Origin of the sequence: Micromonospora sp. C41 (assembly GCF_018070485.1) — a bacterium.
Classification (GTDB): domain Bacteria; phylum Actinomycetota; class Actinomycetes; order Mycobacteriales; family Micromonosporaceae; genus Micromonospora; species Micromonospora chalcea.
Genome location: NZ_JAGPXP010000005.1, coordinates 71,808 through 90,103 on the forward strand (window position 1 = coordinate 71,808; position 18,296 = coordinate 90,103).

The window sequence follows — 18,296 nt, forward strand, 5'->3', positions numbered from 1 at the left end:
AGTGGGGACGTGACGGTGGCCAGGGAGCAGGCGCTCCGCGCGGTGAAGTCGGTGAGCCGGACTGTCGGTCGGTTGACTGCCGGTTCACGGATGGTGCCGGGATTCCTGATCGTGGGGGCGCAGCGCTGCGGCACCACCTCGCTGTTCAAGACGCTCTCGCAGCACCCCGGCGTGCTGCCGCCCGCGTACCACAAGGGCGTGCACTACTTCGACATGGACTACCACCGGGGGATGAACTGGTACCTCGGGCACTTCCCCACCACGGCCAAGGCCGAGGCGGTCAAGGCCCAGATCGGGGTACGCGGGATCACCGGCGAGTCCAGCCCGTACTACATGTTCCACCCGCTGGCCGGGCAGCGCATCGCCAAGGACCTGCCCTCGGTGAAGCTGCTGGTGCTGCTGCGTGACCCGGTGGAGCGGGCGTACTCGGCGCACTCGCACGAGCTGGCGCGGGGCTACGAGACCGAGTCTGACTTCGAGCGGGCGCTGGCGCTGGAGGAGCAGCGGACCGCGGGCGAGCGGGAGCGGATGATCCGCTCGGCCGCGTACGCGAGCGAGCACCTGCAGCACAACGCGTACCTGGCCCGGGGCCGCTACATCGAGCAGCTGGAGCGGCTGGAGGCGCTCGTCGGGCGGGAGCGGATGCACGTCATCGACAGCGACGACTTCTTCGCCGACCCGCGCCCGTCCTTCGACGCGGTCTGCGACTTCCTCGGGCTGCCCCGCTGGGCGGACATCGCGTTCGGCAAGCACAACTCGCGGTCCCGTTCGCCCATGTCGGCGGAGCTGCGGGCCCGGCTGGAGGACCACTTCGCCCCGTACGACGAGCGGCTGGCGGCGTGGTGGGGACGCGTGCCGTCGTGGCGGCGGTGACCCGGCCGGACGCCGGCGGCACCCCGACGCTCACCGCACCGCCGCCCGGGCCGGGCGCGGGGCTCGGCGGCGCGGCCCGGCAGGGCTTCGCGAACCTGGTCGGTGTCGGCCTGGCCGCGGTGGCCGGGTTCGGGCTCAACATCGTCATCGCCCGGGGCTGGTCCGTCCGCGAGGCCGGCATGTTCTTCGCGGCCACCAGCGCGTTCATGATCGCCGCGTCGGCGGCCCGGCTCGGCACCGACGTCGGCACCGTCTACTTCGTCAGCCGCCAGCGCACGCTGGACCGCCGCGACCAGATCCGGGGCACGATCCTGGTCGGGTTGCTGCCGGTGCTCGCGGTCGGCGCGCTGCTCGGCCTCGCCGGCTGGCTGGCCGCGCCGGCGCTGGCCCGGGCCACCATGCCGGAGGCCGGGCCGGATGCGGTGACCGCGCTGCGCATCCTGCTGGCGTTCGTGCCGCTGGCCGCGCTCAACGACTACGCGCTCGCCGCCTGCCGGGGCTTCGGCCAGATGCGCCCGCTGCTGACAGTGGAGCGACTCGGCCGCACGCTGGTGCAGTTCCTGGCCGTGGCGGTGGCCGCCTGGCTCGGGCTGTCCGCCACCGTGGCGCTGCCGTTGGCCTGGGTGGTGCCGTACCTGCTCGCCGCGGTGGTCGCGCTGTTCTGGCTGAGCCGGCTCGTCGGCCGGGCCGGGCGGCAGGTGACCCGGCCGGTGCCGGCGCGTGAGCTGGCCGGGCCGTTCTGGCGCTTCACCGGGCCACGTGCGGTCAGCAGCCTGGCCGCGATCGTGGTGCAGCGGCTGGACATCGTGCTGCTCAGCGCGCTGCGCGGGCCGGCCGAGGCGGCCATCTACACGGCGGCGACCCGGTTCCTGGCGCTGGGCCAGCTCTCCAGCGTCGCGCTGTCCAGCTCGGTGCAGCACCGGCTGGCCGCCGCGTTCGCCCGCAACGACCGGGCCGAGGCGGGCCAGCTCTACCAGGTCGCCACCGGCTGGCTGGTGATCCTCTCCTGGCCCGCGTACCTGATCTTCGCGGCCTTCGCGACGCCGATGCTGGCGCTGTTCGGCGCCGGTTACGCCGACGGCCGCCGGGTCGTGGTGCTGCTGGCGCTGACCATGCTGCTGGCCACCGGATGCGGCATGGTCGACATGGTGCTCAACATGGCCGGGCGCACCGCGTGGACGTTCTACAACGCGATGACCGGCACCGTGCTCAACGTGGTCGGCAACCTGCTGCTCATCCCGCGGTTCGGCATCCTCGGCGCGGCCCTGGCCTGGACGATCTCGATCCTGGTCACCAACCTGGTGCCGCTGACCCAGCTCTGGTGGTCGATGCGGCTGCACCCGTTCGGCGCCGGCACCCGTACCGCGATGGCGCTCGCCGTCGTGGCGCTGGGCCTGCCGCTGGGCGCGGCGAGCCTGCTCGACGCCACGCCGCCGGTGCTCGCGCTGGTGAGCGCCGTCGGCCTGGCCGCGTACGCGGCGGGTGTCTGGCGCTGGCGGCGCACGCTGAACCTCGACGCGCTGCGGTCCCTTCGCCGCGGCCGCAACCGCGCCGGGTCGGACCCGGCCGCCCAGTCCTGACCGATCCTGCGCACCGATGGGACCTTCGATGACCAGCGACTCCCCCCTCGCCCCGCACTCCGGGCTGTCCACCGTGAAGGCCGCGAAGCTCGCCGCGGTCGGCCTGCTGGCGGACCGCAAGGAACGCCGCGAGCTGGAACGGCCGGTGGAGGCGGGCAACCGCCGCCTCACGCTGAAGGTGGAGCGCCCGATCTTCATCCTGGGGGCCCCGCGTTCCGGCACCACGTTCCTGGGCAGTTGCGTCGGCGCGCTGCCGGACGTGTCGTACCACTTCGAGCCGCGCCTGACCAAGGCGGTCGCCCGCTGTGTCTACGAGGGAAGCTGGACGCCGCAGCGGGCGGCCCGCTACTTCCGGGGCTACTACGGCGCGCTGCTCGCCGCGTCCGGGCACGGTGGACTGCGCTTCGCCGAGAAGGACCCGGAGAACTGCTTCATCGTGCCGTTCCTGACCGAGGTCTTCCCGGACGCGGTCTTCCTGCACGTCTACCGGGACGGCCGGGACGTGGCGGTGTCGCACGCCGAGCAGCCCTGGCTGAACGCCGCGTCCACCGGCACCGGTCGCAGCGGCCGGGGCGGTACGCCCTGGGGCGCCGCGCCGCGGTTCTGGGTGGAGCCGGAGCGGCGCGACGAGTTCACGCAGGTCTCCGACCTGGGCCGGTCGGCCTGGATGTGGCGGCGCTTCACCAGCAGCGCGCTCACCCAGCTCGCCGAGCTGCCCGCGGACCGGGTGCGGCACCTGCGCTACGAGGACGTCGTCACCCGGCCGGCGGAGGCCGCCGAGGTGGTCGCCGACTTCCTGGAGGTACGCGACCCGGCCGGCCGGGCGGCGTTGCACGCCCGCTTCGCCAAGGCCCGGCCGGGCTCGGTGGGGCGCTGGCGGCAGCGACTGACCGAAAAGGATCTGGCCGATGTGCTGGCGCAGGCCGGACCGCTGCTGACCGAGCTCGGCTACCCCGCCTGAGCGCTCCTCCCCGGGTAGAGTGCCAGGGGTCGCCCGCCCGGCCCGGCGTGCCTCTCCGCTCACGCGGATCCGTCAGGGCCCCACCGTGGCCGGCGACCGTCCTGGGGAGAGGTTGCGGTGGTACGACGGTTACGACTGACGATGGCTGCCGTGCTGGGCCTGGCCCTGCTGGCACCGGCCGTGACGGCCTGTGAGATCGGCTCCGAACGGTCCGACGAGGGGACCACGGCGGCGCCGCCTCCACCGACCGTGACGCCGCGGACCGCGCCGGTCCGCACCACCGGCCGCGGGCCGGAGCCGCCGGAGCAGGGCGCCTGGCTCGGCACCTGGGTCAAGCCGCAGTACCACACCGCCACCGGGCGGGCCGCCGCGTTCGACGAGTTCAACCGGGCCGCCGGCGGCACACTCGCCATCGCGCACATGTTCCACGAGTGGAACGAGCCGTTCCCGGGCGCCAGCGAGCGGGCGTTCCAGGCCCGGGGCAGGCTCCAGATGATCTCCTGGCAGGGCACCGACACCCGCTCCACGGTCAGCGGCATCTACGACACGCTGATCCGGGAACGCGCGCGCGACGTCAAGGAGTTCGGCGTTCCGGTGCTGCTGCGCTACCGGTGGGAGATGGACCGGCCGAACCTGGCCGCGAGCATGCACTCGCCGGAGGACTACGTCGCCGCGTGGAAGCACGTCCGCGGCATCTTCACGGAGATGGGCGTCACCAACGCGGCCTGGGTGTGGTGCCCGCACGCGGACGGCTTCGCCGAGCCGCAGCGCCGGGCCGCCGCCTACTACCCCGGCGACGACCAGGTCGACTGGCTCTGCGCCGACGTCTATCCCAGCCCGGAGTGGAACAGCTTCTCCAACCGCATGGACCACTTCATGGCGTTCGCCAAGAAGCACCCGCGGCCGGTCGTCATCGGCGAGTTCGGCCTGACCCAGGACGGGCGTCCGGGCCAGCGCGCCGACTGGATGCGCGAGGTCGGGCCGTACCTGAAGAAGCACCCGCAGATCAAGGCGGCGGTCTACTTCGCGGCGAAGCAGACGCAGAAGCCGATTTACGACAGCACGTTCGGCGACGACCCGGAAAGCGAGAAGGTCTTCCGGGAGATGGCGACGGATCCGTACTTCCAGCCGCCGATGCCCGACCTGAGCGTCCCCTCAGGGACACCCTCCGTGTCCGGCGAGTGATAGTCGCTCGTCTTTTCGTGCGACCCGGGCCGTTTCCTCGGCCAAAAAGGCCGATCCCGGGTGGACGCGCGACCGGCGAATGCGAGAAGGTATTGCTCTCACGTCTGCGGTCGGTCGAGTGACGCCCCGCCTCAAGTCGGCACCGGCCACGATCGCAGCGCCTCCGACGTATTCCCCCCGGAGTAGCCTGTGGCTTCCTCGATCCTGAGACACCGCTCGGTGTCCGCCTTCGGCGCTGCCGTACTCGGCATCGCCACCCTGTTCACACCGGTGCCGGCGCTCGCCGCGCCGACCACCGCGCCCGCGCCCGACCACAGCACGATGGTCGGCGAGGTGCCCTCGGACAAGACGCCGAACATCAACGACGGCAACGTGGTGGCCATCCACGACGCCGGCAGCAAGGTGATCGTCGGCGGCTCGTTCACCAACGCGCAGAACCGGGGTTCCTCACCCACTCCGGTCGACCGGCGCGGGCTGCTCGCCTTCGACAAGGCCACCGGCAAGATCGACAATGCGTTCGCGCCGGTGCTGGACAACGACGTCACCGCCATCATCGCCGGCCCGACCCCGGGCACCGTCTACGTGGCCGGCAAGTTCAACAAGGTCGGCGACAAGAACTTCCGCAAGCTGGCGCTGCTGAACGTCGCCGACGGCACCCCCGTCGAAGGGTTCAAGGGCCCGGCGTTCAACGGCACCGTCAGCGACATCGCGCTCGTCGACGGCCACCTGCTCGTCGGCGGCATCTTCACCACCGTCACCGCGACGACCAACCGCAACGGGCTGGCCTCGCTGAACCCGACCACCGGCGCGGTGGACGACTACCTCACCGTGGCGCTGACCGAGAACCACAACTGGACCCCGACCAACAACGGGGCCTCGGCCGGTGTCGGCGTGGAAAAGTTCACCGTCTCGCCGGACGGCAAGCACCTCGTGGTCATCGGCAACTTCAAGAAGGCCGACGGCGTCGTGCACGACCAGATCGTGCGGATCAACCTCGGTGAGAACTCCGCGACCATCGCCGACTGGAACACCGACAGCTACGCCGCGGCCTGCAAGTACACCGCGTTCGACTCGTGGGTGCGCGACGTCCAGTTCTCCCCGGACAGCAAGTACTTCGTGGTGGTCACCACCGGCGCGTCCTACCCCGGCACGCTCTGTGACTCCGCGGCCCGCTGGGAGACCGACGCCACCGGCGCCGGCCAGAAGCCGACCTGGACGAACTTCAGCGGCGGCGACACCTTCCTCTCCGTCGGCATCAGCGAGAAGGCCATCTACGTCGGCGGCCACTTCCGCTGGTCGAACAACCCGCTCGCCCGGGACAAGGCCGGACCGGGCGCGGTGCCGCGTGCCAGCATCGCCGCCCTCGACCCGGTCAGCGGCCTGCCGCTGTCCTGGAACCCGGGCCGCCACCCGCGCGGCTACGGCGTCACCGAGATGCTGGTGACCCCGGAGGGGCTCTGGCTGGGCAGCGACCAGGAGTACATCGGCGACTTCGACTACCAGCGCAAGCGGCTCGCGTTCTTCCCGCTGGCCGGTGGCAACGCCCCGCACTCGACCAGCACCAAGGGCCTGCCGGGCAACGTCTACCAGGCCGGTCGCGCGGCGCAGACCGAGGTGCTCTACCGGGTCAACGCCGGCGGTCCGGCCATCCCGGCCACCGACGGCGGGCCGGACTGGGCCGCCGACAGCGAGGCCTCGCCGAGCCCGTACCACAACACCGGCAACAGCGTGACCACGTACCCGACGAACGCCACGTTCGACGCCACCGTGCCGGCGAGCACGCCGGCCACGCTGTTCAACTCGGAGCGGTGGGACGAGTCGACCGCGCCGGACATGCAGTGGGACATCCCGGTCGCGGCCGGCACCCGGATCGACGTCCGGATCTACATGGCCAACCGCTGGTCCGGCACGAGCAAGCCGGGTAACCGCAAGTTCGACGTCAGCGTCGACGGCGTGCTCAAGCTGAACGACTTCGACCCGGTCGTGGCCGCCGGTGGCACCGACCGCGGCACGATGCAGTCGATCTCCCTGGTCAGCGACGGCGTGGTCGACATCGACTTCGGCCGGGTGGTCCAGAACCCGCTGGTCCACGGCATCGAGATCGTCAAGACCGCGCCCACCCCGGACGCCTCGGACGTGCTCTACCGGGTCAACGCCGGTGGCGACCAGATGGCCGCGCCGAGCGGGCCGGCCTGGGCTGCGGACACCGCCGCCGCGCCGAGCACCTACCACAACACCGGCAGCCAGGTGACCAGCTACACCACCAACGCCGCGCTCGACGCCACCGTGCCGGCCGGCACGCCGGTGGAGCTGTTCAACTCGGAGCGGTGGGACGAGTCGACCGCGCCGGACATGCAGTGGGACTTCCCGGTTCCGGCCGGCACGCCGGTGCAGGTGCGCCTCTACCTGGCGAACCGCTACGCCGGTACCGCCACCGCCGGCAAGCGCAAGTTCAACGTCAGCATCGACGGCGTCGTCAAGCTGAGCAACTTCGACCCGATCACGGCGATCGGCGCAACCAACCGGGGCACCATGCGGGCGTTCCCGGTCACCAGTGACGGCAACATCGACATCGACTTCGGTCGCGTCCTGGAGAACCCGCTGGTGCAGGCCATCGAGATCGTCAAGCTGCCGCCGGTGCCGCCGTCCACCACGGTGGACAGCATCACCAAGCGGACGTACGACGGCGCGTCCTCGGTCGGCAACGCGATGTCGGTGCCGAACGGCGACAACACCGGCTGGTCGAACATCAAGGGCGCGTTCTGGGTCGGCGGTGACCTGTTCTACGGCGTCGGCGGCGACCTCTACAAGCGCTCGTTCGACGGCACCGAGTTCGGCACCGCGAAGAAGCTGGACCCGTACCACGACGCGAAGTGGGACCTGGTCGTCACCGGCTCCGCGCCGGAGGGCTCCACCTACGCCGGCATGACCGGCAACTTCTCCGCCGAACTGCCGAACGTGACCGCGATGTTCTACTCCAAGGGCCGGGTCTACTACTCGCTGGCCGGTCAGAGCACGCTGTTCTGGCGCGGGTTCGCGCCGGACACCGGCACCGTCGGCGCCGAGCGCAACACGGTCACCGGCACCACCGGCTTCGCCGACGCGGGCGGCCTGTTCCTGGACGGCGACACGCTCTACGTCGTCTCCCGGAGCACCGGCAACCTCGCCTCGATGGCGTGGTCGGGCGGCGTGCCGACCGGTACCGCCACGGTGCGCAGCGGTCCGAGCGTCGACGACGTGGACTGGCGCGGCACCTCGGTCTTCGTCGGCCCCTGACGGGCGGCACGACCGAAACAGAACACACACGACGATGGCCCGGCCGGTATCGGCCGGGCCATCGCCCTTCTCCGGCGCCCGTCGCGCCGGCCCGGTTCAGCTCCGGGTCGGCGCGTGCTGCCCCGCCCAGACCCGCATCAGATCCCGTACCGAGATCACTCCAGCCACCTCACGCCCGTCGAGCACGACCAGGTGCCGGAAACCGCCCCGGGCCATCGCCGCGGCGGCCTCCTCGACCGTCCAGTCCGGGCCGGCGTAGACGACGTCCCAGGTCAGGTGCGCGCCGGTGCGCTCGACATCCGGGTCGAGCCCGGCACCGATCGCCTTCAGCACGTCGCGTTCGGTCATGATCCCGACCCCTTCGGAGTCCGGGTCGATCACGACCGCCGACCCGACACCGCGGGCCGACATCATCCGGGCCGCCTGCCGGAGCGTGTGCTCCGGCCCGACCACGAGTACCTCGCTGGACATCGCTTCGCGTACCTGCATCACACATCACCCCTGTGGGACGGCGACTGAGTACGGACATGGTGGGCCCTCTATGCGTACCGGGACAAGGACGGGCATCGCCGGAGGCGGCGCGGATGGCTACTGTCGGAGGGTGCCCACCGAGCCCCTGCGCTGCGCCGGCGCGCTGATCGTCGACGACGACGGCCGCATCTTCATCCAACGCCGATCCCCCGACCGACGCCTCTTCCCGAACTGCTGGGACATCGTCGGCGGCCACCTCGAACCGGGCGAGGAGATCGACGACGCGCTGCGCCGGGAGGTCACCGAGGAGACCGGCTGGTCCGTGTCGCACGTGCTCGGCCTGGTCGGCGAATACCGTTACACCGCCGACGACGGGCTGACCCGGGTGGAGACCGACTTCCTGGTCCGGGTGGACGGCGATCTGAGCCGCCCTCGGCTGGAGGCCGGCAAGCACACCGAGTTCCGCTGGCTGGCGGAGTCGGACGTCGACCTGCTCGACGAGCACCGGGACGTCAACGACGGGCTGATCCGGCGGATCGCCGAGGACGGCTTCGCCGCGCTGCGTTCGATCGGGCTGACGGGCTGAACCACTGCCGGTCGGCGCCCGGCGATATCCTCGCCGGGTGGAATCGGGTCGAGAAGAGGAGCGTGTCGGCATGATCGGGATGGTGCTCGCCGCGGGAGCGGGGCGCCGGCTGCGGCCGTACACCGACACCCTGCCCAAGGCCCTGGTGCCGGTCGACGGGGAGACCACCATCCTCGACATCGCGCTGCGCAACCTCGCCGAGGTGGGGCTGAACGAGGTCGTGATCGTGGTCGGCTACGCGGCCGACGCGGTGCGGCAGCGGCAGGCCGCCCTGGAGGAGAAGTACGGCGTCACGCTCACCCTGGTCCACAACGACAAGGCCGAGGAGTGGAACAACGCGTACTCGCTCTGGCTGGCGCGCGAGTACTTCTCCCGGGGCGTGTTGCTCGTCAACGGCGACACCGTGCACCCGGTGAGCGTGGAGAAGACGCTGCTGGCCGAGCGCGGGCCGGGCATCCTGCTCGCCGTGGACACGCTCAAGCCGCTGGCCGAGGAGGAGATGAAGACCACCTTCGACGCCGCCGGCCAGCTCACCCGCATCACCAAGCTGATGGACCCGGGCGAGGCGTACGGCGAGTACATCGGCGCGACGCTGATCGAGCCGCAGGTGGCCGAGCCGCTCGCGGACGCGCTGGAGGCGACCTGGCGGCGCGACCCGAACCTCTACTACGAGGACGGCTACCAGGAGTTCGCCGAGCGCGGCGGCGAGGTGCGGGCGGCCCCGATCGGTGACGTCTCCTGGGTCGAGGTCGACAACCACGCCGATCTGGCCCGGGCGCGGGAGATCGCGTGCCGCTACTAGCCCGCAGCGTCCTCACCCCGCTGCACATCGACGTGCGGCGGGGCGCGGTGGCCGACCTGGCGGCGATCCTCTCCGACGGGCGCATCTCCGCCGGTGGCGACGTCGCCGTGGTGGTCGGGCCGGGGCAGGGCGAACGGATCGCCGAGCTGATCCGGCCGTCGTTGCGCTCGGCCGACGTGTTCACCGTGGCCGGGGGGACGCTGGACGCCGCCGACGACCTGGGGACGAAGCTGCGCGCCCGGTCGTACGACGCGGTGGTCGGCATCGGCGGCGGCAAGACGATCGACGTGGCCAAGTACGCGGCGACCCGGCGCGGTCTGCCGATGGTGTCGGTGGCGACGAGTCTCGCCAACGACGGCATCGCCTCCCCGGTGGCGAGCCTGATCACCGAGGGCCTGAAGGGGTCCTACGGGGTGCACATCCCGATCGCGGTGATCGTGGACCTGGACTTCGTGGAGGCCGGGCCGGAGCGGCACAACCGGGCCGGCATCGGCGACGTGGTCAGCAACATCAGCGCGCTGGCGGACTGGGAACTGGCCCGGCGGGTCCGCGGTGAGCGGGTCGACGGGCTGGCCGCCTCGCTGTCGCGCGCGGGCGCCGAGGCGGTGCTCAACCACCCGGGTGACATGAACGACGACGGCTTCGTCACGGTGCTCGCCGACGCGCTGATCTCCAGTGGCCTGGCGATGGCGATCGAGGGCACCAGCCGGCCGTGCAGCGGCGGCTGCCACGAGATCATGCACGCGATCGACGCGCTCTTCCCCGGCACCGCCTCGCACGGCGAGCTGGCCGGGCTCGGCGCGCTGTTCTGCACGTACCTGCGCGGCGACGAGCGCCGGTTCGCCGAGATGGCGGCTTGCCTGACCCGGCACGGGCTGCCCCGGCTGCCGGCCGAGGTCGAGCTGACCGACGACCAGTTCGTGGAGGCGGTGCAGTTCGCGCCGGCCACCCGGCCGGACCGTTACACCATCCTCGAACACCTCGCGATGTCGGCTACCGAGACGCGGGAGCGGCTGGCAGACTACGCCGGTGCCCTCCGCGACCACATTGGCTGAGCCCCGTCCCACAGTCGCCGACTTCCACCGGGTCAACCGGGGAGGCGGCTTGTTCAGCGAGTCGATCAGTCAGTGGATCGGGGCGGCCTTCGCGCTTGCCGCCCAGCGCCTGGGGTTGCGCCCGACCGCGCTGACGCTGGCCAACCTGGTGCTGGGGCTGGCCGCCTCGGTCACCGTGGTGGCGCTCGCCGACGACGTGGCCGCCGGCACCGTTGCGGCCTGGGCGGTCGGGCTGTTCGCGCTGGTCGCGTGGCAGGTCGCGTACGCGCTGGACTGCGCCGACGGGCAGCTCGCCCGGGTGACCGGGCAGGGCAGCGCGGCCGGCGCCCGGATCGACGTGCTCTGCGACGTGGCCGCCCAGATCGCGCTGGTCGCGGCCATCGGCGCGACGGCGGTGGCGCAGCGCCCGTCCACGCCGGTCTGGCTGGTGGCGGTGTTCGCGGGCACCTGGATGGTCAACCTGGTGACGTCGGTGATGCAGTCCGGGCCGAACGCGGCCAGCATGGTCACCTCGACCTCGCTCCCGGTACGCCTGGTGAAGCTGGTCCGCGACTACGGCGCGGTGATCTTCGTGGCCGGTCTGGTGCTGGCTTTCGCGCCCGCGCTGGCGTTCTGGGTGATGGTCGCGTTCACGATCGTCAACGGCGGCTTCCTGCTGGCGAGCATCGCCTTCTCCGCCCGCGCCTCCCTGCGGTAAGGAAGGGCCCCTTCTTAACGCCTCGTGCATAAAAAGGGGCCCTTCCTAACACCCGGGCTCAGCACACCTGGGCTCAGCGCGCGGGGCGGCCTCCGGGGGCGGCCAGGCCGGCGTAGATGTCGATCAGGCGCTTGGTGATCACGTCGGGGTGGAACGTGCGCTCGTACCGGGATCGGGCCGGACCGGCGAGCATCCCCGCCTCGGCGGCGGCCAGCGGCAGCGCGGCGGCCAGCGCGTCCGCCTCCGGCGCCACCACCCAACCCGCCTCGCCGCGCTGCACCCCGACCGGCAACGCGACATGCCCGTCGCCGGGCGCGGCGGTGGCCACCTCGGCCGGGCCGGTCCCGGCGGGCTCGCGCGGGCCGTCCGCGCCCACCAGGTACGGGATGCCGCCCAGCGCGGTGCCGAGCACCGGCCGCCCGGACGCCAGCGCCTCGATGATCACGGTGGGCAGCACGTCGTGCCAGGTGGAGGTGGCCAGCACCACGGAGCTGTCGGCCAGCGCCGCGCGTACCCCGGAGCGGTCGAGCTGGCCCAGGTAGAGCACGTCGGGCCGCTCCGCGGCGGCCGCCTCGGCGAGCGGGCGCAGCTCGCCGTCACCGGCGATGCGCAGCGGGCCGAGCGCACCCACCGGATGCCGCCGCCACGCGGCGAGCAGCAGGTCCAGCCCCTTCTCCGGGCTGAGCCGCCCCATGAAGAGGAAGCCGTTCCCGACCGGCGCCGGTGTGCCCGGGTCGGGTACCGCGTTCGGCTTGACCACGATCCGCTCGTCCGGAATGCCGTAGTCGCGCAGATGATCAGCCACAGCCGTGGTGAGCGCGATGTACCGGTCCACCGACTTCCAGGTCGGGCGGTGCACGGCGAGCGTGGTCGCCATCAGCGCGCTCTGCGCCCGCGAGTTGCGGTAGCAGCGGTGCACGATCGCCGGCACGCCCAGCGCCCGGCCCCGGCAGTCCTGGCAGATCACGCCGTCACGGAAGTACAGCCCGGAGGAGCAGACCTGCCGGTAGTTGTGCACGGTCTGCACCACCGGCACCCCGCGCTTGTGCGCGGTCCGCACCACCCAGGGCGAGAGCAGAGGGTACGGGTTGTGCAGGTGCAGCACGTCCGGCCGGTGCTCGGTCAGCAGGCGGTCGAGGTCGTGCTGGGCCTTCGGGGCCCAGATCGGCGAGATCGGCAGCAGCGCCTTGGCCGGCTTGGACATCGACGGGATCTCGTCGGAGCTGCGCAGGAACGGCAGCACCTCCACGCCGGCGGCGGTGAGCTGGGCGATCTCCGCGTCGACGATGGTGTTCTCGCCGGAGGGCTGGGCTTCCCGGTACCGGTTGTGCGCCACCACGATTCTCACGGGAAAGAAGGCTACCGTTGGACGATGCCCGAACTTCCGGAGGTGGAAGCGCTCGCCGGTTACCTGCGCGAGCGCGCGGTGGGCCGCCGCGTGGAGCGGTTCGAGGTCGCCGCGATCAGCGCGCTCAAGACGTACGACCCGCCGCCGAGCACTGTCGCCGGCCGTACGGTCACCGGTGCCGGCCGGTACGGCAAGTTCCTCGATGTCCGGTTCGACGAGGGACTGCACCTGGTGGTCCACCTGGCCCGGGCAGGCTGGCTGCACTACCGGGAGGCGTTCCCGGCGGCGACCCCGCTGCGGCCCGGCAAGGGCCCGATAGCGGTGCGGGTACGCCTCGACGACGGCTCCGGCTTCGACCTGACCGAGGCGGGCACCCAGAAGAAGCTGGCCGCCTATCTGGTCACCGACCCGGCGCTGGTGCCGGGTGTGGCGAAGCTCGGGCCGGACGCGCTGGAGGCGGATCTGCCGACCTTCGCCGAGCGGCTGTGCAGTCGCCGGGGCCAGGTGAAGGGCGTGCTGACCGACCAGTCGGTGCTCGCCGGGGTGGGTAACGCGTACTCCGACGAGATCCTGCACGCGGCGCGGCTGTCGCCGTTCGCGATCACCGACCGGCTCACCGACGACCAGCTCGCCGGCCTGCACGCGGCGACGCGCACGGTCCTCGGCGACGCGGTACGCCGGTCGATGGGCCAGCGGGCGGCGGAGCTGAAGGGCGAGAAGCGCTCCGGGCTCAAGGTGCACGCCCGCAAGGGCCTGCCGTGTCCGGTCTGCGGCGACACGGTGCGTGAGGTCTCGTTCGCCGATTCGAGCCTCCAGTACTGCCCCACATGTCAGACCGGCGGGAAGCCGCTGGCTGACCGAAGGTTGTCCCGTCTCGTACGGTGAGTAACCGCACCCGGCGATTACTGAGTGGAATCGACCCGGGATCACCGAAGGTCCGGGTCCGCCCCTCTACCCGAGTGGTCATCCATCGGTATAGTGGCTCGGTCCCCGGCTTCACAACTGATTCGGAGCCGGCCAGATCTCACCGAGCACCAGCGGCACGGCTTCTTCGCGGGGGCCGGTCCGGGCCGGGCCCGCGTGGGAGACTGGGACGGTGAGCGACCCGGATCCTCACGGCGAGTGAGGGTGCGGGTCATGCGGGAGGACATGGGTTGAGGTGACGACAAGCCTCCAGCGCCCGGTAACCGACAGAGGCCGGAGCAAGAGCGTGCGGCACGTCGACAGCTTTGAGATCCAGCCGCCGACTCCGCCGTCGCACAACGGCGTACCCCGGTCGGCGTGGGCCCGCGCCCGGCGCCGGGTCTCCCGGTGGCACCGGCCCTACATCCTGTTCCTGCTGCTGCTCGACTTCGGCGCGGCGGCTCTGGCCAGCTTCCTGGCCGTGCAGATCTTCGAGCAGGCCGACTCGGGCTTCCGCAACTCCCCGCAAGCCTGGTTCTACACCGTGGCGTTCGTGCTCCTGCCGCTCGGCTGGCTGCTCTTCCTCTGGGGCAACCGGGCCTACGACCGGCGCTACCTGGGGCTCGGCCCGGACGAATTCAAGCGGGTGATCCGGGCCGGCGTGGCGGTGGCGGCGGCGGTCTCGTTCATCGCCTTCGCCACGAAGACCTACTCCCTGTCCCGGTGGACGGTCGGCTTCGCGCTGCTCGGCGCGATGTTGCTGATCGTGCTCGGCCGCATGATCGCCCGGGCCGCCCTGCACGGGCTGCGCCGCCGGTTCGGGCACGCCGGGCACCGGATGGTGCTCGTCGGCACGCTGCCCGAGTGCCTGGAGGTCTACACCACGGTCACCCGGCACCCGTCGGTCGGCCTGATCCCGGTGGCCATCCACCTCACCGACGGGTACGCCGCCGCCCGCGGCCTGGAGACCCCGGTGCCGGTGTACGCGGGCCGCGACGTGCTCGCCCTGGTACGTGAGGTCGGCGGCGACACCATCGCGGTCTGCGGCTCGGCCAGCGCCGAGCCGGGCGAGCTGCGCCGCCTGGCCTGGCAGCTGGAGGGCTCCGGCGTCGACCTGGTGGTCGCGCCCCAGCTCACCGACATCGCCGGTCCCCGGGTGCACATCCGCCCGATCGAGGGCCTGCCGCTGCTGCACGTCGAGGAGCCGACCCTGTCCGGGCCGGCGCTGCTGGTCAAGAACCTGATGGACCGGGTGGCCGCCGGCCTGGGCCTGCTGATGCTGGTCCCGCTCTTCGCCGCCATCGCCCTGGCCATCCGGATCTCGGACCCCGGGCCGGTCTTCTTCCGCCAGCCCCGCGTCGGGCACGAGGGGCGGACGTTCCGGGTCTGGAAGTTCCGGACCATGTACGTCGACGCCGAGGAGCGGCTCGCCGGTCTGGTCGACCGGAACGAGACCGACGGCATGCTGTTCAAGATGAAGCAGGACCCCCGGGTCTTCCCGGTGGGCCGCTTCCTGCGGGCCACGTCGCTGGACGAGCTGCCCCAGCTGATCAACGTGCTGTGGGGCGAGATGTCGCTCGTCGGCCCGCGCCCGCTGCCCGCCGACGACGGCGACTTCCTCGGCGACGTACGCCGCCGGCTGCTGGTCCGGCCGGGCATGACCGGGCTGTGGCAGGTGTCCGGCCGCTCCGACCTGTCCTGGGACGAGGCGGTCCGGCTCGACCTCTACTACGTCGACAACTGGTCGCTGGCGTACGACCTGAGCATCCTGTGGCGGACCGTGGGCGTGGTGCTGGCCCGCAAGGGCGCGTACTAGCGCTACCGGGCCGGCACCCGGCAGGATCGCTGCGTGGGTGGCAACCTCTCCGCCGTCTTCGCCGTCGTCTCGCTCGTGACCGCGTTGGCGGCGGCGCTCTGGGCGGTGCTGCGGCTGCGTGGCCGACGGGGCATCGCCACGGCGACGCAGCGCGCCACGTACGAGGTGCTGCACACCGCCGGGCTCGCCGCCGAGCCGCTGCGCGCCGGGCTGACCGCCGCGGACGCGGCGAAGGCCGTACGCCATCTGCGGGCCCTGGTGGGCGCGGCCGGGCTGGCGCTGACGGACCGGGACACGCTGCTCGCCGTCGACGGGCAGGGCGCGCACCACGGCGATCAACTGGTCGCGGCGGCCCGGCGCGCGGTCGGCAGCGGGCGTTCCACCGTGCTGGGCGAGTCGGAGCTGCGCTGCGACCTGGTCGACTGCCCGGTCCGCGGCGCGGTGGTGGCGCCGCTGCGCGCGGACGGCCGGGTGGTCGGCGCGCTGGTGGCGGTGGCCGGCGAGCGGCCGGCTCCGGGTCTGGTGCAGGCCACGCTGGAGACCGCGCACTGGGCGGGCGACCAGCTCGCCCTGGCCGAGCTGGAGTCGTCGCGGGAGCGGCTCGCCCGGGCCGAGGTGCGCGCGTTGCGCGCCCAGATCAGCCCGCACTTCATCTACAACGCGCTGACCGCGATCGGTTCGTTCGTGCGTACCGACCCGGAGCGGGCCCGGGAGCTGATCCTGGAGTTCGCCGAGTTCACCCGCTACTCGTTCCGGGCGCACGGCGAGTTCACCACGCTCGCCGAGGAGCTGCGCTCGATCGACCGCTACCTGACCATCGAGCGGGCGCGGTTCGGCGAGCGGCTCCAGGTGCGCCTGCAGATCGCCCCCGAGGTGCTGCCGGTGACGCTGCCGTTCCTCTGCCTGCAGCCGCTCGTGGAGAACGCGGTCCGCCACGGGTTGTCCCGCAAGCCGGGCACCGGCATGGTGAGCATCGAGGCCCGGGACGCGGGCGCGGAGTGTCACATCACGGTGGAGGACGACGGGGTGGGGATGGATCCGACGACGCTGACCGCCGGGATCGCCGAGCTGTCCGGGGCGGGCAGCGACCCGGCCGACGACCCGGGGCAGCACGTCGGCCTCTCGAACGTCGACGAACGGCTCCGGTCGGTCTTCGGGGACGGGTTCGGCCTGGTCGTCGAGACCGGCCTCGGCTCGGGTACGAAGGTGAGCATGCGGGTGCCGAAGTTCCACCCCGGCGTACGGGTTTCCTCGTGACGGGGTTCCTTCGGGTGCTGGCGGTGGACGACGAGCCGCCCGCGCTGGACGAGCTGGCGTACCACCTGCGCGCCGATCCCCGGGTGGCCCGGCTGCACACGGCGGGGGACGCGACCGAGGCGCTGCGGGTGCTCCGCGACGACGACGTGGACGTGGTGTTCCTCGACATCCGGATGCCGGGGCTGGACGGCATGGAACTGGCCCGGGTGCTGCGCCGGTTCGCCCGTCCGCCGGCGATCGTGTTCGTCACCGCGTACGACGACGGCGCGGTGGACGCGTTCGACCTGGGCGCCACCGACTACGTCCGCAAGCCGGTACGCGCCGAGCGGCTGGCCGAGTCGCTGCGCCGGGTGATCGGCGCCCGGGTGGTGCCGTCGCACCCGGCCGCGCTGGCCCGGGCGGAGGAGGATCCGACCATCCCGATCGAGCTGGCGGGCACCACCCGGATGCTGCCCCGTTCGGCGGTGCGGTGGGTGGAGGCGCAGGGCGACTACGCGCGCCTGCACACGGCGGACGGGTCGCACCTGGTCCGGGTCTCGCTGGCGACGCTGGCCGAGCGCTGGGCCGATGCCGGGTTCGTCCGGATCCACCGTTCGTACCTGGTGCAGTTGCGGCTCATCGCCGAGTTGCGGCTGGTCAACTCCGGCTATGTGGTGGTGATCGACGGATCCGAGCTGCCGGTGAGCCGCCGGCACACCCGGGAGCTGAAGGACAAGCTGGTCCGTGCCGCGAAGCAGGACTGGAGTCGCTGAGGGAGGGGTCACCGCAAACCCTGGCGTACAATGTACGGCAGACCGTACGACAGGGTGGGGGGACCGCATGTCCGACGACCGCTTCGACGCCGCCGCAGAATTCGACAGCCAGCTCGACCGCCTCGTTAAACTCGGCTATCCGGCGCTGGCCGGGCAGACCGAGGAGACGTTCCGCGCCCTGCTCAGCCCGCTGCGCGACGCGGCGGTCACCGGTTCCGCCGGGCTGCGCGGCCCCACCGGGGGACGGGTGCCGTTCCTGCTGGTGACCACGCGGGAACTGGTGCCGGTGCCGGAGCGGATCGCGCTCACCACGCTCGCCGGCAAGCGCAAGCCCGGCATCCTCGACCGGAACTTCCCCGCCGACGACCTGCCCACCTTCCACCCGATCAAGGAGCTGGAGGTGCCGGCCGGGCCCGCGTACCTGCTCTTCGACGTGGACCGGGGCGAGGAGTACCGCAACGTGGCGCCGTCGGCCGCGCTGGAGGACATGACCGCGAAGGACCGGCTCCCCATCACCATCGACGAAGGTCTGGCGTTCGTCACGCTGTACCCGGCGGCGCTGGCGAGCAACAGGTGCTTCTCGCTCGTGGGCTCGCGCTGCGGTGACCGGCGGGTGCCCGCGCTCTGGATCAGTCAGGGCGCGCCGAAGCTCGGGTGGTGCTGGTTCGGCAACCCGCACACCTGGCTGGGCTCGGCGACCTCGAACCCGGTACGGGTGGGACTCGGCTGACGCC

Annotated in this window: 16 protein-coding genes; 14 read left to right on the top strand and 2 right to left on the bottom strand. The window is 72.2% G+C overall.

The genetic code is table 11. The features are described 5' to 3' along the window. The first annotated feature begins 9 nt into the window (after positions 1 to 9). From KBX43_RS07590 to KBX43_RS07610, 5 genes are all read left to right on the top strand, one after another. A complete protein-coding gene (locus KBX43_RS07590) occupies positions 10 to 873 on the top strand; it encodes a sulfotransferase (protein WP_043327762.1) in 864 nt (287 codons plus the stop codon). Continuing rightward, complete coding sequence (locus KBX43_RS07595; RefSeq protein ID WP_166456767.1) at positions 840 to 2,453, top strand: oligosaccharide flippase family protein; 1,614 nt, start codon at positions 840 to 842, stop codon at positions 2,451 to 2,453. The genes KBX43_RS07590 and KBX43_RS07595 overlap by 34 nt, the downstream gene beginning before the upstream one ends. 28 nt (positions 2,454 to 2,481) lie before the next feature. After that, positions 2,482 to 3,414: a sulfotransferase gene (locus KBX43_RS07600; RefSeq protein ID WP_069090049.1), complete on the top strand. Its 933-nt coding sequence runs from the start codon at positions 2,482 to 2,484 to the stop codon at positions 3,412 to 3,414. A 141-nt stretch (positions 3,415 to 3,555) separates the two neighbouring features. After that, the gene (locus KBX43_RS07605; RefSeq protein ID WP_043327759.1) at positions 3,556 to 4,599 is read left to right on the top strand and encodes a glycoside hydrolase family 26 protein; all 1,044 of its coding nucleotides are present in this window, start codon (positions 3,556 to 3,558) and stop codon (positions 4,597 to 4,599) included. 189 nt (positions 4,600 to 4,788) lie between these two features. Then, positions 4,789 to 7,875: a malectin domain-containing carbohydrate-binding protein gene (locus tag KBX43_RS07610; protein WP_113974516.1), complete on the top strand. Its 3,087-nt coding sequence runs from the start codon at positions 4,789 to 4,791 to the stop codon at positions 7,873 to 7,875. Between the two features lie 96 nt (positions 7,876 to 7,971). Here the strand turns inward: KBX43_RS07610 and KBX43_RS07615 are convergent, their stop codons facing one another. Further along, complete coding sequence (locus KBX43_RS07615) at positions 7,972 to 8,364, bottom strand: cyclic nucleotide-binding/CBS domain-containing protein (protein ID WP_030499400.1); 393 nt, start codon at positions 8,362 to 8,364, stop codon at positions 7,972 to 7,974. Positions 8,365 to 8,476: 112 nt separating this feature from the next. On the opposite strand from KBX43_RS07615, the gene KBX43_RS07620 reads away from it, so the two are divergent. The 4 genes from KBX43_RS07620 to KBX43_RS07635 all read left to right on the top strand — a co-directional run bounded on the left by KBX43_RS07620 (position 8,477) and on the right by KBX43_RS07635 (position 11,486). Then, a complete protein-coding gene (locus tag KBX43_RS07620) occupies positions 8,477 to 8,932 on the top strand; it encodes an NUDIX domain-containing protein (RefSeq protein WP_231915615.1) in 456 nt (151 codons plus the stop codon). 70 nt (positions 8,933 to 9,002) lie between these two features. After that, the gene (locus KBX43_RS07625) at positions 9,003 to 9,734 is read left to right on the top strand and encodes a sugar phosphate nucleotidyltransferase (protein WP_043327756.1); all 732 of its coding nucleotides are present in this window, start codon (positions 9,003 to 9,005) and stop codon (positions 9,732 to 9,734) included. After that, positions 9,722 to 10,789, top strand: coding sequence for an iron-containing alcohol dehydrogenase family protein (locus KBX43_RS07630; RefSeq protein ID WP_043327755.1), 1,068 nt, complete (start codon positions 9,722 to 9,724; stop codon positions 10,787 to 10,789). Before KBX43_RS07625 ends, KBX43_RS07630 begins: the two co-directional genes overlap by 13 nt. Continuing rightward, entirely contained in the window at positions 10,764 to 11,486 is a 723-nt protein-coding gene (locus KBX43_RS07635) for a CDP-alcohol phosphatidyltransferase family protein (RefSeq protein ID WP_210869998.1), read from the top strand. The genes KBX43_RS07630 and KBX43_RS07635 overlap by 26 nt, the downstream gene beginning before the upstream one ends. 73 nt (positions 11,487 to 11,559) lie before the next feature. On the opposite strand, the gene KBX43_RS07640 is transcribed toward KBX43_RS07635, so the two are convergent. Then, on the bottom strand, positions 11,560 to 12,834 hold the full coding sequence (locus KBX43_RS07640; RefSeq protein WP_210883901.1) for a glycosyltransferase family 4 protein: 1,275 nt from the start codon (positions 12,832 to 12,834) through the stop codon (positions 11,560 to 11,562). A 24-nt stretch (positions 12,835 to 12,858) separates the two neighbouring features. On the opposite strand from KBX43_RS07640, the gene KBX43_RS07645 reads away from it, so the two are divergent. The 5 genes from KBX43_RS07645 (at position 12,859) to KBX43_RS07665 (ending at position 18,292) form a co-directional block, all read left to right on the top strand. Then, positions 12,859 to 13,719, top strand: coding sequence for an Fpg/Nei family DNA glycosylase (locus KBX43_RS07645; RefSeq protein WP_210883903.1), 861 nt, complete (start codon positions 12,859 to 12,861; stop codon positions 13,717 to 13,719). A gap of 325 nt (positions 13,720 to 14,044) precedes the next feature. Beyond that, positions 14,045 to 15,553, top strand: a complete 1,509-nt coding sequence (locus tag KBX43_RS07650; protein WP_064448099.1) for a sugar transferase — start codon at positions 14,045 to 14,047, stop codon at positions 15,551 to 15,553. Positions 15,554 to 15,586: 33 nt separating this feature from the next. After that, a complete protein-coding gene (locus KBX43_RS07655; RefSeq protein ID WP_064448098.1) occupies positions 15,587 to 16,810 on the top strand; it encodes a histidine kinase in 1,224 nt (407 codons plus the stop codon). After that, positions 16,807 to 17,562, top strand: coding sequence for a LytTR family DNA-binding domain-containing protein (locus KBX43_RS07660; RefSeq protein WP_113974511.1), 756 nt, complete (start codon positions 16,807 to 16,809; stop codon positions 17,560 to 17,562). The genes KBX43_RS07655 and KBX43_RS07660 overlap by 4 nt, the downstream gene beginning before the upstream one ends. Positions 17,563 to 17,629: 67 nt before the next feature. After that, on the top strand, positions 17,630 to 18,292 hold the full coding sequence (locus KBX43_RS07665) for a DUF5701 family protein (RefSeq protein WP_210883905.1): 663 nt from the start codon (positions 17,630 to 17,632) through the stop codon (positions 18,290 to 18,292). The last annotated feature ends 4 nt before the right edge of the window (positions 18,293 to 18,296 follow it).